We start from the raw sequence: 12,749 nt of genomic DNA, 5'->3' as shown, positions 1-12,749 counted from the left end.
ACGACTCAGATGTAAAAGAGGGAGGTGCGCCGCGCGGGCGCGCTCGAACTAGTCCGCGGTGATGTGGTACGTGCGGATCAGCGTCGCCCACGCCGCGGTGTCATCGCGGATGCGTGCGGCCAGGGCTTCGGGGGTGCTCGCCACGGGTTCCAGGCCCTGGCGCTGCAAGTCATTGCGGACGGTAGGCGTGGCAAACAGCGCGCGCACGTCGGCGGACAGCGCATCGGCCAGCGGCTGCGGCGTGGCACCCGGCACCAGCAGCGCATACCAGGAACTCACGTCGATGCCCGGCACGCCTTGTTCCGCCAGCGACGGCACGTCAGGCGCCGCCGGGGAACGCTTCGACTGTGTGACAGCCAGCGCGCGCAGCGCGCCCGACTGGATGAACGGCGCCAGCGTCGGCCACGTGCCGAACAGCACCGGCACCTGCCCGCCGACCACGTCGTTGACGGCCTGCGTCGTGCCTTTGTACGGCACATGCAGCATGTTGACGCCGGCCTTGTGATGGAACAGTTCGCCCGCCAGATGCAGGCCGCTGCCGACGCCGGGACTGGCATAGCCCAGCGGCGTCCTGGCCTGATCCGCCTGCCTTGCCAGCGCGATCAGTTCCGGCACCGTGCGCGCCTTGACCGACGGATGCACGGCCAGCACGTTCGGCGAGCTCGCCAGCAGCGATACCGGCTTGAAGTCGCGCGTAACGTTGTAGGACAGCGCAGGAAACAGCGTGGGATTGATGGTCAGGTTGCCGGCCGGCACGACCAGCCAGGTACAGCCATCGCCGGGTGCGCGGCGCACCGCATCGATGCCGATATTGCCGTTGGCGCCGGGCTTGTTGTCGACGACGATCGTCGTGCCCCGGCGTTGCTGCAGCCCTTGGGAGACGGTGCGTGCCAGCTGGTCCGCGGCGCCGCCGGCGGGAAATGGCACGACGATCCGCACGGTCGCGCAGGCGCTCGCGGCCTGTGCCGAGCCGGCGAGCCCCGTGGACAGCAGCGCGGCGGCCAATCCCAGCCACGCGGCACGCCGGGTAATCATGCGCCCGGATGCTCGCCCAATTGCACTCCCGGATACACGCCCGGAGGCCCATCGTGCTGCGCGTAGTGGTGCGCTCGGTGCGCTCGCCTTGTGGCTGCCGTCCTGCATCGTCGTTCCTGCCCGTTCTTACGTCATTCGTTACGTCATTCGTTGGCCACCCTGCCCTGCGGGACTGGCCGGTAATCCAGCAGGCTCGACAGCTCCGCCGCCGCGCCGCGCACCTTTTCGACCATCGAATCCAGTTGCGCCGGATCGATCCGCGATGCGGGGATCGTCGCCCCCAGCGCGGCCACCACGCGCGTGGTGCGGTCTCGCACCGGCGCGGCAATCGTCGAGATGCTCGCCTCGAAGAATCCCTCGTGCAGCACGTAGCCGCGTTGCCGGTCGCGCTGCACCATGTCGTACAGCTCTTCCACCGTGCGCGGCGTGCTTTCCGAATACACCTCGAGTCGAGGCTCCGGATACAGCTCGCGCAACGCCGCGAGCGACAGGTCTTCCAGCAGCACCCGGCCCAGCACCGTGGCATGCGCCGGCAGGCGCGTGCCCACGTTGACCGTGCTCGTGAAAGGCCGCGCTGCCACCGACTTGGCCACATACACGATCGACCGGCCATCACGCACGACCAGGTTGCACGGGTAGTGAATCTCGTCGCGCAAGCGGTCCAGCAACGGTCGTCCGAGTTCGGTCAGCTCCAGCGACGCCAGGTAGTCGAACCCCAGCCGCAGCACCGCCATCCCCAGGCGGAATTCCCGCCCGCCGTCCGTGCGTTCCACGAACCCCATCATTTCCAGCGTGGCAAGCAGCCGGAAGACTGTCGAGCGCGGCACCTGCAGCCGCCTCGCCAGTTCCGCCGCCGACAACGTGCGGTCCTTGCTGCTGAACTCTCCCAGCAGCCTCAGCCCCCGCTCCAGGCCCGGCACGATGTACTTGTCCTGTGTTTCCTCTGCGGGAAGATCTTTGCTCATGGTCTCTCTCTGCTTGACGTTCGGTTGTGGGGCCGGCCTGTCGAGGCCAGCCGACCGGCAACGGATCGATATAACATGACGCGTCGCGCACAGCACGCTCGCGCGCACTGCCTCACCCGGAACACTAGCAGATGTGTTTTATCTATGAAACCTAGATTCACATCAGGAACGTCTTCACTGTAGGTCAGGGTTGTTGATGACTCAACTTGAGTAAACCACCGATTGACATTCCCCTATCGCGCAAGGTCTCGCATCGCGTGGCACAAAGTTGCCCATATGCCCCCGTGTGAGACAATCGCGCCCGGTTTCCAGCCGCCCCGCGGCATTCCTTCCCTGCTCCGTCAGTCATGCCCAATTCGCTCCGCCCCCAAGACAATGCGTCCGACATGACCGACCCGTGGTCGGACCTCGACGAAGCCGGCACCGGCCTGACCGTCAACGACTTCCTGACCACGATGCTGAGCCAACTGGTCACCGCGCTGCGCAGCAGCGTGACGGAGCCCTACGCGTCCCAATTCAACCTGACGGTGCCCGAATGGCGCCTGCTCGCGCTGCTCGCACATGGCAAGGAGCTGTCGTTCGCGGAACTGGTCAGGCAATCCACCTCCGACAAGGCGCTGGTCAGCCGCACGTTGCGACTGCTGGAAGACCGTGGCCTGGTCACGCTCGAGGCGGAAGGCAATACGCCGCGCAAGCGCCTGATCTGCCGTATCACGCCAGCCGGGGAGGCGCTGCACGCGCAGGTCATTCCGCTGGCGCAGCGCGGCCAGGCGTCCGTGATCCGCATGCTCTCCCCCGAGGAACGCCACGGGCTCTATGTCGGCCTGCGCAAGCTGCACGGCATCTGCACCAGCGCCGGCAAGGCATGAGCCCGCCATGACAAAACGCCCTGCGCCGCAATGCGGCAGCAGGGCGTTTGTCATGAAGCGGAGCCGAAACCGGAACCGCTTTGAAGCGACCTCTCAGACTTCGAGTTCTTCCAGCACCTGACCCTTGGTCTCGATGCCGAGGAAGTACACCGTGATGGCCGCCAGGAACGGCACGGCGGCCAGGCCGTAGAACGCGGTACTGAGGTTGCCGGTGCCGATCGTGCCGGCGATCAGGCCCGGCGCGAAGATCGCCGAGATCTTCAGCCATGCGCCACCCAGACCACAGCCCATCGCCCGGATGCTCGTCGGGTACAGCTCCGGCGTGTAGACATAGGCCGTGATAAAGCCGCTGGCGAGGAAGCCCATCGCCAGCGCGCAGAACGTGGCCACCACGTAGACCGACGACGCATGGAACACACCGGCCAGGATCAGCGATACCGTGCAGAGAATGAAGGACACGTTGATCACCGGCTTGCGACCCACCTTGTCCACCACCATCGCGCAGATCAGCGAACCCACCACGCCCAACACCGATGCGCCCGCCGCCAGGTTCAGCGCCAGTTGCAGCGGCGCGTGATAGACGGTCTTGTAGATCGTCGGGAGCCACGTCGACAAGCCGTACTGAATAAAGCCACAGGTTGCCCACAGCATCCACACGGCCAGCGTGCGGCCGATATAGGCGCGGCCCACCAGGTCGCGCACGCGGCGGCGCGGATGCTTCGCGCTCAGGGCATCGAAGACCGCTGCATTGGCGATCGGCGGCAGCGGCTGCTTCGCGCGGGACTCGAATTGCTGCAATGCCTGATTGGCCTCCGCGAGCCGGCCCTTTTCCGCCAGCCAGCGCGGCGATTCCGGCACCAGACGGCGCAGCACGAAGTACAGCACGATCGGCACGCCGCCGAGGAAGTACATCACCTCCCAGCCGAAGCGCGGCACGAGGAACGCACCCGTGGCGTTGGACACCATCAGCCCGATGGGGAACACGATTTCATACAGCAGCACGAACCGGCCCCGCCCGTGGGCGCGCGTGACCTCGTTGATGTAGGTGGCGGCCACGGGCAACTCTCCACCCAGCCCCAGGCCCTGCACGATCCGCAGCAGCGCGAAGATCTCGAACGACGGTGCGAAGCCACACGCGATGCTCATCAGACCGATGATGCCCGCGCTCCAGCCAATCGACCGCAGGCGGCCGAACCGTTCCGCCAGCGCCGGGAACAGCAGCGCGCCCACGAGTTGCCCCACGGACGGCGCCGCGATCAGGAAGCCGATCTGGCCCGGCGTGAGCGACCACTTGCCGATCAGCAGCGGCAGCGTGGCCGCGATGGCGATGACGTCGAAGCCATCGAAGAACGTGGCCAGGCCGATCAGCAGCCGGGCGCGGATGTGCATCGCGTTGCCCGGCATGCGCTCGATGCGCGCGATGATCTGGCCGCGGGTCACCGTGGTGGCCGTCGTGTGGGTATCGGCGCGGGCGCCAACGTCGTTGGCCGCCGCGCCGCCAAGCGTGGCGGCGGCAGCGTTCGCGCCCGGGGGCGCGGCGTCATGTCTCTGGATCAACACGGTATCTATTCCCGAATCTCGTGAGGGGCAGGCACCCGCGTGGCCGCTTGGGCGGCTCGTGTGCGCAGGCATTCGTCGTGGCCGCGGCAAGCACGCGGCAGGGGGAAATCAGATATCCAGCACCAGGCGCTGGCCCTTGCAGCCGGATACACAGACCATCATGGTCTTGTTCGATGCGCGCTCGCTGTTGCTCAGCACGCTGTCGCGGTGGTCCGGACAACCGTCGAGCACGGCCGTCTCGCAAGACCCGCACACGCCTTCGCGGCAGCTGTATTCCATCTGCACGCCCGATTCCAGCAGCGCATCCAGCAGCGACTTGCCAGCGGGCACGTGCACAAGCTTGCCGGTGCGCTGCAGCGTGACGCTGTATTCGCCTTCCTGCACGGCTTCCGTGCCGGGGTCGGCGGCAAAGCGCTCGATGTGGACGTTGGCGTAGCCGTTGGCTTCGCACGCGGCCTCGAACGCATTCAGCATCGGGCCGGGGCCGCAGCAATAGAAGTGCGTATCGGCATCCTGTCCGGCCAGCATGGCCTTGAGGTCCGGCGGCGCGCCGGCTTCATCGTCGAAGTGAAAACGCACCGCATCGCCATAGGCCGCGAGCTGCTCCACGAAGGCAGCTTCCGAGCGCGAACGGGCGCAGTACAGCAGCGTGAAGCCGCGGCCGCGCTCGGCCAGCCGGCGCGCCATGCAGACGATCGGCGTGACGCCGATGCCGCCGGCCACCAGCACGGTATGCGCGGCGTCTTCCTCCAGCGCGAAGTGATTGCGCGGCGCGGCCACGGTCAGCGTGGTGCCCACGCGCAGCTGCTCGTGCACGAAGCGCGAGCCCCCGCGGCTGTTGCGGTCCAGCAGCACGCCCACGGTGTAGCGGTCGCGCGCTTCCGGCGCGCCGCACAGCGAGTAGCTGCGCACCAGGCCGTTGGCCAGGTGCAGGTCGATGTGCGCGCCCGGGCTGAACTCGGGCAGCACCGCGCCGGTGGGATCTTGCAGTTCGATGCTGACGACACCGCGCGCTTCAAAGCGCATGGCCTGCACGCGCATCGTCAGGGATTGGCTGGCACTCATGACGGCTTCCTTCTTAATACGGCTTCAACGCTTTTCCGTCAGGAACTTGCCTTCCGGACCGCCGGCGTTCTTCTGCCGGCGGGTATTGCCATCGATCCCGCCCTCGATCGCCCATTCGGCGAACATGGTCGGACCCGGTTCAAATGCGCGCGGCTCCCAGTGGGCGTCGAGCTGGTCTTCGTCGGCGTAGTACTCGATCAGGCCACCGGCCGGATTCTTGAAGTACCAGAAGTACGCCGAGGAAATCGGGTGCCGGCCCGGACCGAGCTGCGTATCCCAGCCGGTGCGCGACATGTGCATGCCGCCGCCGAACACCTCGTGGATATCGCGCACGGTGAACGCCACGTGATTCAGCCCGCTCCGGGGTTGCGGCAGTTGCAGCAGGAACAGGTCGTGGTGCCCGCCCTCAGCGGCGCAGCGCAGGAACGCGCCGCGATCCGGGTAGCGGTCCGACGGCACGAAGCCGAACTTCTCCACGTAGAAGCGCTCGGTTGCCTTGACGTCCTTCACGAAGAACACCACGTGGCCCACTTCGATCGGCGTGGCGCGTTCGTAGATCGGGCTGCGCTGGTTCAGGCGCGGCTTGTCGTTCCACGTATTCATCACCGCGCACTCGACCTGCACATCGTGCTTCGCCGAGACCTGGAAGCGCACGGCCAGCCCGTTCGGATCGGTGCAACCGATGCGGGCGCCGTTCTCCAGCGATACGAACATCGGCTCGTTGCCGATGGCGTCGCGAATGGCGTGCAGCGATGCCTGGTTGTCCACGCCCCACACCACTTCGCGCAGCGTCGGGCCATCCTCGATGGCCGGCGCCAGCGACGCGTCGCCGATCTTACGCACCAGTACGCGGCAGCCGTTCAGCGTCTCGAAGTCCAGACCCTCGGCGTCATCGCGCCTGATGGTCAGGCCCCAGTCGCTGAAGAAGCCGCGACACGCGTCGAAGTCGTCCGCGCCGTACACGATTTCATCGATTCCCAATACCTTCATGATTCCAGTCTCCGTCATGCCGTTTGCAACGGGCTCAGTTGGCGGCCCACGGCAGCGGTTGTTCGTTCAATCCCCAGTACACGCTCTTCTGCTCCATGTACTGCAGGATGCCCAGTCGTCCCTTCTCGCGGCCCAGGCCGCTGTCGCGCCATCCGCCGAACGGCGTCGCGATGGAGAATTGCTTGTAGGTGTTGATCCATACGTTGCCGGCTTGCACGGACCGTGCCACCCGCCATGCGCGCTTGTAGTCGCGCGTCCAGATGCCGGCCGCCAGCGCGTACACGCTGTCGTTGGCCTGCTCGATCAGGTCGTCCTCGTCGTCAAACGGCATCGCCACCAGCACCGGCCCGAAGATTTCCTCCTGGCAGATGCGGTCGTCGTTATCGAGCCCCTCGATGATCGTCGGCGTATAGAAGTAACCGTTGGGCAGGCCTGCCACTTCGGGGCGCAGGCCGCCGGTACGCAGCTGGCCGCCGTCCGCGACGCCCATCGCCACGTACGATTCGATGCTGTCGCGATGCCGGTCGGTAATCAGCGGCCCCATCTGGGTGCGCTCGTCGGCCGGATCGCCCACGCGCAGTTTTGCGGCGGCGGCGGCCAGGCGGTCGATGAACGGCTCGTACTGGGAGCGCGCCACGAACAGGCGCGAACCGGCGATACACGACTCGCCCGACGAACTGAAGATGCCGTACAGCACGCCATTGACCGCGTGATCGAGGTCGGCATCGTCAAACACCATCGTCGGCGACTTGCCACCAAGCTCCAGCGACACCGGCATCATCTTGTCGGCGGCGATGTGGGCAATGTGCTTGCCCGTGGTGGTGCCGCCCGTGAACGACACGCGACGCACCAGCGGATGCTTGGTGATGGCGTCCCCGATCACCGAACCCTTGCCGGGCAGCACGCTGATCAGGCCCTTCGGCACGCCGGCTTCCTCGCAGATCGCGGCCAGTTCCAGCGCCATCAGCGGCGTGACTTCCGCCGGCTTGACGACCACGGCGTTGCCAGCGGCCAGCGCCGGCGCCATCTTCTGCGCTTCGCTGGCGATCGGCGAATTCCACGGCGTGATGGCCGCCACGACGCCCATCGGCTCGTAGACGCTCATCGTCAGGCAGTCGCCGCGCTGCGGCGTGATGGATTCTTCCAGCGTCTCGCACGCCGCCGCGAAATACTGGAACGTGCCGGCGGCGCTGGCCACCAGTGCGCGGGTTTCGCTGATCGGCTTGCCGTTGTCCAGGCGCTGGCGCTGGGCCAGGGGCTCGGCGCGCGCGCGGATCAGTTCGGCCACGCGATACAGCACGGCGGCGCGCTCGTGCGGCTTGCGCTGGGCCCAGCCGCTGGTCAGGAAGGCGCGATGCGCGCCCTGCACGGCCTCTTCCACATCGTCGAGGCTGGCCGCGTTCAGTTCCGCCACGACCTCGCCGGTGGCGGGATAGCGCGTGGCGTAGCGGTCGCCCGCACCCAGGCGCCATTCGCCGGCGATGCAGATCAGGAGGGGATGTTGCGTGGTCATGAGTCAGGCTCGCTTCAGATCGACACCGCGTGAGCGCGGTTGCCGAGGGCGCGCACCACGCTGAACACGGTCAGCGCGGACGTCTTGGGATTGGCCGCAAGCGGCTTGCCGCGCATGGTCAGCTCAAAGCCGCCAAACGCGCCGCGTGCTTCCACGTGATGGACGTTTTCCACCGCGGCCGGGTCGGCCAGCAGCCGGACCGAGGTACGGTCCAGGCCCAGCCCGGCCAGCGACACCGTGGCCGCGACGTTGGCGTTCTTCGGATACAGGCGCGCCGCATCGCGCGCGGTGCCTTCGAAGATCACCGTCGGCTCGGTCAGCGCGTCGAGGTCGAACAGCTGGGCGGCTGGCGTGCCGAGCCAGGCGCGGGCCGGCTTGCGGCCGGTGTAGATGACTTCGTCCAGGCCGCCCACGCGGGCCGCGGCCAGCGCATCGATCGCACCGATGGCGCCCGACAGCAGCTGCACCTGCGTGTTACCGCGGCGGGCCGCCGCCTCGAGGCGCTCGGCCAGCCCGGGCTCGGACAACGCGCCGACGGACACCACCATGCAGGGGATGCCGCGCTCCAGCGCCGGAACGATGTGCTCTTCCAGCGCGTGGTGGCCGGCACACTCGACCAGCAGATCGGGGCGCCGGTCGCCATCGGCCAGGCCCGTCGCCACGCGGACGTTGGGTGCCAGCGCGGACAGCGCGCCGCGCGCCTCGTCCTGCGTGCCCTCCGGCACGATCACGACGTCGAACACGACGTCCGGATCGGACTTGAGCAGTTCCAGCACGCCGCGGCCAATCGCCCCGCAACCCACCATGGACACATGCAGCATGGACGTTTCTCCTCAGGCAGCAGCCGTCGCCGGGCTGGCGATGGGTGCCTGCTTGTTGACCGGCGGGCCGGCAAACACGGTCTTGAAGGTGCCGATCGACAGCATGTCGATCTCCAGCATGAACGGACCCGGCTCGATGGTGGCTTCTTCCAGCGCGGTGCCGATGTCGGCCAGGTTGCTCACGCGGCGGTGACGCAGCGCCAGCGACTGGCAGAGCTGCGCGTAGTCCGGCGTATGCAGGTCCACGTAGTGGCGGCGGCCGCCGTATTGCGCGTCCTGGATGTTCTTGATCACGCCATAGCCCTTGTCGTTCATCAGCACGATGACCATGTCGGCACGCTCCTGCACGGCGGTGGCCAGTTCACCCAGGTTCAGGATGAAGCCGCCATCGCCGGCCAGCGTGAAGGTCTTCTTGCCCGATACGGTGGCCGCCGCGCCCACTGCCGCGCCGATGCCCATGGCAAGGCCCTGGCCGATGCCGCCGCCCAGCGCATGCACGCCGGCACGCGAATCGAAGATCTGCAGGTGGCGGTTGCCCCAGGTGCTGTTGGATACGGTCACGTCGCGCACCCAGTTGAAGTTGCGGCCGACGGCCTGTTGCAGCGCCTGCACCAGCGTGCTGTACGGGCCCAGGCCATCGACGAGCGCGCCCACGGCCACGTCATGCGCACGGCGCAGGTCGGCGGCAAAGCCGGCGTCGATCTGCATGCGGCCTTCCAGGCGATCGGCCAGCCCGTCCAGCGCCAGCGCGGCATCGCCGCTCACGAAGTAGTCGCTCTGGTAGCAGCGGCCTTCCGATGCGGGATCGGCGTCGATGCGCAGCAGCGGGCGCGGCAGCTTCAGTTCGTACTTCAGCGTTTCATTGCCGCGCAGGCGCGAGCCAACCACCAGCATCGCGTCGCAGGTCTGGTAGAAGGTCTCGACCGGCTTGTGCAGGTTGTAGGCACCCAGCGAGCGGGGATCGTCCTCCGGCACGATGCCGCGGCCCTGCGTCGACGTCACCACGCCAAAGCCCAGGTCCAGCAGGCGCTTCACCTGTTTGGTGGCATGACGCGCGCCACCGCCCAGCCACAGCATCGGCCGCTTGGCGCGCGCCAGGTGCTCGGCCAGCGCGTCCAGTGCGTGCGCGGACGGCTGGTGCTGCGCCACCGGCAGCGGCTGCAGGTCGGTCGGCATGGGGATCAGCGCGGCCTGGATGTCGATGGGAATCTCGACGCTGACCGGGCCGGTGGGCGCCGTCAGCGCGGTCTGCACGGCCAGCTTGATCGTCGACAGCGCGGTATCGGCGCTGCGAATGCGGAACGCGGCCTTCGACACGGCCTTCAGCATCGTCAGCTGGTCGGGCGCTTCGTGGATGTAAGCGAGGCTCTGGTCCAGGTACGGCGTTTCGATCTGGCCCGTGATATGCAGCATCGGCGTACCGGCAGTCAGCGCTTCCACCATCGCGCCGGCGGCATTGCCGGCGGCGGTGCCCGTGGAGGTCAGGCAGACGCCCAGGCCGCCCGTGGTGCGGGCATAGGCATCGGCCATGTTGGTGCCGCCCGCTTCGCCGCGTGCCGGCACAAAGCGGATCTTGCCGCGTTCGCCCATCGCGTCGAGGATGGGCATGTTGTGGATCGAGATCACGCCGAATGCAGCCTTGACGCCGCATTGCTCGAGGAAGGCTGCAATGGCGCAGCCCACGGTGACTTGTTGTTGCTCGTTACGCATAACGGGAGAGTCCTCCGGAAATATCGATGTGGCTGCCCGTGGTGTACGAAGACAACGGCGAGGCAAGGAACAGGATGGCGCGTGCGGCTTCCTGCGGCAGGCCGAGACGGCCGAGTTGAATGTTTTTCTGACGGGCCAGGCGCGCGGTCCACGCACCCCAGTCCAGATGACGGTCCTCTTCGGGGCGCGCCTCGAAGCGGCGGCGCCACTGGCCCGATTCCACCAGCCCGATCAGGATGCCGTTGACGCGAACGCCACGCGGCGCGAATTCGGTGGCCAGCGATCGCACCAGGTTGTGCACGCCGGCGCGCGCGGCGGAGGTCGCCACCATATGCGGCTCCGGCTGCGTGGCCAGCAGCGAGTTCACGCAGACGATGGCACCCTGCGATGACTGCTCCAGCTGCGGCAGGAAGGCGCGCGTCGGATGAATCACCGAGAAGAACTTGAGCTGGAGTTCTTCCACCCAGGCGGCGTCCTCGGTATTGGCGAACGTCGACACGCGGCCCTGGCCGGCGTTGTTCACCAGCATGTCCACCGGCCCCAGTTCGCGCGCCACGTCGGCGGCAAAGGCGTTGACCTGCTGCGGGTCGAGCACGTTGCAGGTGGCCGCATGGAGGCGGCATCCTGCAAAGCGCTTGCGCAGATCGGCTTCGGCGCTGCGCAGGCGGGCTTCGTCGCGGCCGCACATGGCCACGGCCGCGCCGGCTTCCAGCAGCAACTCGACGGTCGCCAGCCCGATGCCGGAGGACCCGCCGGTCACGACGGCTACCTTGCCGTCGAGTTCAATCATGGACATCGTCCTCACTCCCCTCACTCGCGATTCAATGAAACGACCTTGCCGTGCCGATGTGGCCGGTAGTCGAGCAGGCGCGAAAGCTCGCCTGCGGTGCCCCTGACTTTCTCCACCATCAGGCCCAGCTGGTCCGGGTCGATCCGCGAAGCCGGGATGGTGGCGCCCAGCGCCGCCGTCACCTTGCCCGTGCGGTCGCGCACCGGTGCCGCGATGGTGGAAATACTGGCTTCGAAGAAGCCCTCGTGCAGCACGTAGCCGCGCTGGCGGTCCTGCTGCACCATGTCGAACAGCGCCTCCGCGGTGCGTGGCGTGCTGTCCGAATAGACCCGCAGTTGCGGCTCCGGATAGATGTCGCGCAATTGCGCCAGCGACAGGTCTTCCAGCAGCACGCGGCCCAGCACGGTGGCGTGCGCCGGCAGGCGGGTGCCGACATTGACGTTGCTGGCGAACGGGCGTGACGCCGCCGACTTGGCCACGTACACCACCGACCGGCCATCGCGCACCACGAGGTTGCACGGGTACTCGATGTCGTCGCGCAGCTTGTTCAGCAGCGGCCCGCCCAGCTCCGTCAGCTCCAGCGACGCCAGGTAGTCAAACCCGAGCCGCAGCACCGCCAGGCCCAGCCGGTATTCGCGGCCGCCATCGGCGCGCTCCACGTAGCCGGTGGCTTCCAGCGTGGCCAGCAGGCGGAACACCGTGGAACGGGGCACGCTCAGCCGGCGCGCCAGGTCCGCCGCGGACAGCACGCGGTCACGCGCGCTGAACTCGCCCAGCAGGCGCAGACCACGTTCCAGCCCCGGGACGATGTACTTGTCCTGGATTCCGGCGGAGATGGGTTGGGTGCTCATGGCTCGATGCTCGACTGACGGCGCGGATCAGCGCTTGACCTGGGTGAGCGGGTGCTCGGGCGGGTACGTCGGCGTTATGGGCTTCTTGGCGCCCAGCATCACGCACATCAGCGCGTCTTCCTCGCCGATGTTGATTTCCTCGCGATACACGCCCGGGGGCACGGACACCAGGTCGCGGTCCGTCAGGATGGTCTCGAAGCGCTCGCCGTCCTTTTCCAGGATCAGCTTGATCTTGCCGCGCAGGATGAAGAAGACTTCTTCCACATCGGTGTGCAGGTGCGACGGGCCTTCGTGCCCTGCCGGGATGATCATCGTCGAGAACGTGAAGTTTTCCGACGGCACCGTGTTGGTGTCGGCGGCCACGCCCGTGCCGCCCGTGCCCAGGTAACGCATCTGCGCGCGGCGGTACTTGGGGTCGTAGTCGGCCTGGAACTTCAGGGCGTCCCAGTCATAGCGGCGTGTGCTGAACCGCGCGACGCGGGATTCCATCCATTGATCGAACGAAGCGCCATCCGGTTGTTCCCAGCTGCGCTTGATGTTTTGCTGTTGCGACATATCGCTCATTTGGTGATTTCCTTCG

The 12,749-nt window shown here is 67.3% G+C and carries 12 protein-coding genes; 1 reads left to right on the top strand and 11 read right to left on the bottom strand.

Annotation, left to right across the window (positions count from 1 at the left end):
- Positions 1-48 precede the first annotated feature (48 nt).
- Together AC1DOX_RS18480 and AC1DOX_RS18475 are read right to left on the bottom strand one after the other, a co-directional pair.
- Positions 49-1,035, bottom strand: coding sequence for a tripartite tricarboxylate transporter substrate binding protein (locus AC1DOX_RS18480; RefSeq protein WP_441619396.1), 987 nt, complete (start codon positions 1,033-1,035; stop codon positions 49-51).
- Positions 1,036-1,178: 143 nt separating this feature from the next.
- Positions 1,179-2,000, bottom strand: coding sequence for an IclR family transcriptional regulator (locus tag AC1DOX_RS18475; protein ID WP_092142861.1), 822 nt, complete (start codon positions 1,998-2,000; stop codon positions 1,179-1,181).
- A gap of 347 nt (positions 2,001-2,347) precedes the next feature.
- On the opposite strand from AC1DOX_RS18475, the gene AC1DOX_RS18470 reads away from it, so the two are divergent.
- On the top strand, positions 2,348-2,869 hold the full coding sequence (locus tag AC1DOX_RS18470; protein WP_441619391.1) for a MarR family winged helix-turn-helix transcriptional regulator: 522 nt from the start codon (positions 2,348-2,350) through the stop codon (positions 2,867-2,869).
- Positions 2,870-2,962: 93 nt separating this feature from the next.
- Here the strand turns inward: AC1DOX_RS18470 and AC1DOX_RS18465 are convergent, their stop codons facing one another.
- The 9 genes from AC1DOX_RS18465 to AC1DOX_RS18425 form a co-directional block, all read right to left on the bottom strand.
- Positions 2,963-4,426, bottom strand: a complete 1,464-nt coding sequence (locus tag AC1DOX_RS18465; RefSeq protein ID WP_441619440.1) for an MFS transporter — start codon at positions 4,424-4,426, stop codon at positions 2,963-2,965.
- Positions 4,427-4,537: 111 nt separating this feature from the next.
- The gene (locus AC1DOX_RS18460) at positions 4,538-5,494 is read right to left on the bottom strand and encodes a PDR/VanB family oxidoreductase (protein ID WP_441619389.1); all 957 of its coding nucleotides are present in this window, start codon (positions 5,492-5,494) and stop codon (positions 4,538-4,540) included.
- A gap of 24 nt (positions 5,495-5,518) precedes the next feature.
- Positions 5,519-6,484 (bottom strand): VOC family protein, encoded by a 966-nt coding sequence (locus tag AC1DOX_RS18455; RefSeq protein ID WP_441619387.1) that lies wholly within the window; start codon positions 6,482-6,484, stop codon positions 5,519-5,521.
- Positions 6,485-6,518: 34 nt separating this feature from the next.
- Positions 6,519-7,997, bottom strand: a complete 1,479-nt coding sequence (locus AC1DOX_RS18450) for an aldehyde dehydrogenase (RefSeq protein WP_441619385.1) — start codon at positions 7,995-7,997, stop codon at positions 6,519-6,521.
- Positions 7,998-8,011: 14 nt separating this feature from the next.
- Positions 8,012-8,818 carry an aspartate dehydrogenase gene (locus tag AC1DOX_RS18445; RefSeq protein ID WP_092142849.1) on the bottom strand — a complete coding sequence of 269 codons (807 nt, stop codon included), beginning with the start codon at positions 8,816-8,818 and terminating at the stop codon, positions 8,012-8,014.
- A gap of 12 nt (positions 8,819-8,830) precedes the next feature.
- Positions 8,831-10,528, bottom strand: coding sequence for a thiamine pyrophosphate-binding protein (locus tag AC1DOX_RS18440; protein WP_441619383.1), 1,698 nt, complete (start codon positions 10,526-10,528; stop codon positions 8,831-8,833).
- On the bottom strand, positions 10,521-11,324 hold the full coding sequence (locus AC1DOX_RS18435) for an SDR family oxidoreductase (protein WP_441619381.1): 804 nt from the start codon (positions 11,322-11,324) through the stop codon (positions 10,521-10,523). The genes AC1DOX_RS18440 and AC1DOX_RS18435 overlap by 8 nt, the downstream gene beginning before the upstream one ends.
- Positions 11,325-11,338: 14 nt before the next feature.
- The gene (locus tag AC1DOX_RS18430) at positions 11,339-12,169 is read right to left on the bottom strand and encodes an IclR family transcriptional regulator (protein ID WP_441619379.1); all 831 of its coding nucleotides are present in this window, start codon (positions 12,167-12,169) and stop codon (positions 11,339-11,341) included.
- A 27-nt stretch (positions 12,170-12,196) separates the two neighbouring features.
- Positions 12,197-12,733 carry a cupin domain-containing protein gene (locus AC1DOX_RS18425; protein WP_441619377.1) on the bottom strand — a complete coding sequence of 179 codons (537 nt, stop codon included), beginning with the start codon at positions 12,731-12,733 and terminating at the stop codon, positions 12,197-12,199.
- Between the last annotated feature and the right edge of the window lie 16 nt (positions 12,734-12,749).

Source organism: Cupriavidus sp. 01L415 (genome assembly GCF_056400065.1).
Note: the sequence above shows the minus strand (reverse complement) of the source record. Positions and strands in the feature narration are given on the sequence as shown.

Bases quoted from the DNA above. Each gene is read 5' to 3' on its own strand.
- AC1DOX_RS18475 (WP_092142861.1), bottom strand. From the start codon at position 2,000: ATGAGCAAAGATCTTCCCGCAGAGGAAACACAGGACAAGTACATCGTG.
- AC1DOX_RS18440 (WP_441619383.1), bottom strand. From the start codon at position 10,528: ATGCGTAACGAGCAACAACAAGTCACCGTGGGCTGCGCCATTGCAGCC.
- AC1DOX_RS18455 (WP_441619387.1), bottom strand. From the start codon at position 6,484: ATGAAGGTATTGGGAATCGATGAAATCGTGTACGGCGCGGACGACTTC.
- AC1DOX_RS18470 (WP_441619391.1), top strand. From the start codon at position 2,348: ATGCCCAATTCGCTCCGCCCCCAAGACAATGCGTCCGACATGACCGAC.
- AC1DOX_RS18450 (WP_441619385.1), bottom strand. From the start codon at position 7,997: ATGACCACGCAACATCCCCTCCTGATCTGCATCGCCGGCGAATGGCGC.
- AC1DOX_RS18460 (WP_441619389.1), bottom strand. From the start codon at position 5,494: ATGAGTGCCAGCCAATCCCTGACGATGCGCGTGCAGGCCATGCGCTTT.
- AC1DOX_RS18445 (WP_092142849.1), bottom strand. From the start codon at position 8,818: ATGCTGCATGTGTCCATGGTGGGTTGCGGGGCGATTGGCCGCGGCGTG.
- AC1DOX_RS18435 (WP_441619381.1), bottom strand. From the start codon at position 11,324: ATGTCCATGATTGAACTCGACGGCAAGGTAGCCGTCGTGACCGGCGGG.
- AC1DOX_RS18480 (WP_441619396.1), bottom strand. From the start codon at position 1,035: ATGATTACCCGGCGTGCCGCGTGGCTGGGATTGGCCGCCGCGCTGCTG.
- AC1DOX_RS18430 (WP_441619379.1), bottom strand. From the start codon at position 12,169: ATGAGCACCCAACCCATCTCCGCCGGAATCCAGGACAAGTACATCGTC.
- AC1DOX_RS18425 (WP_441619377.1), bottom strand. From the start codon at position 12,733: ATGAGCGATATGTCGCAACAGCAAAACATCAAGCGCAGCTGGGAACAA.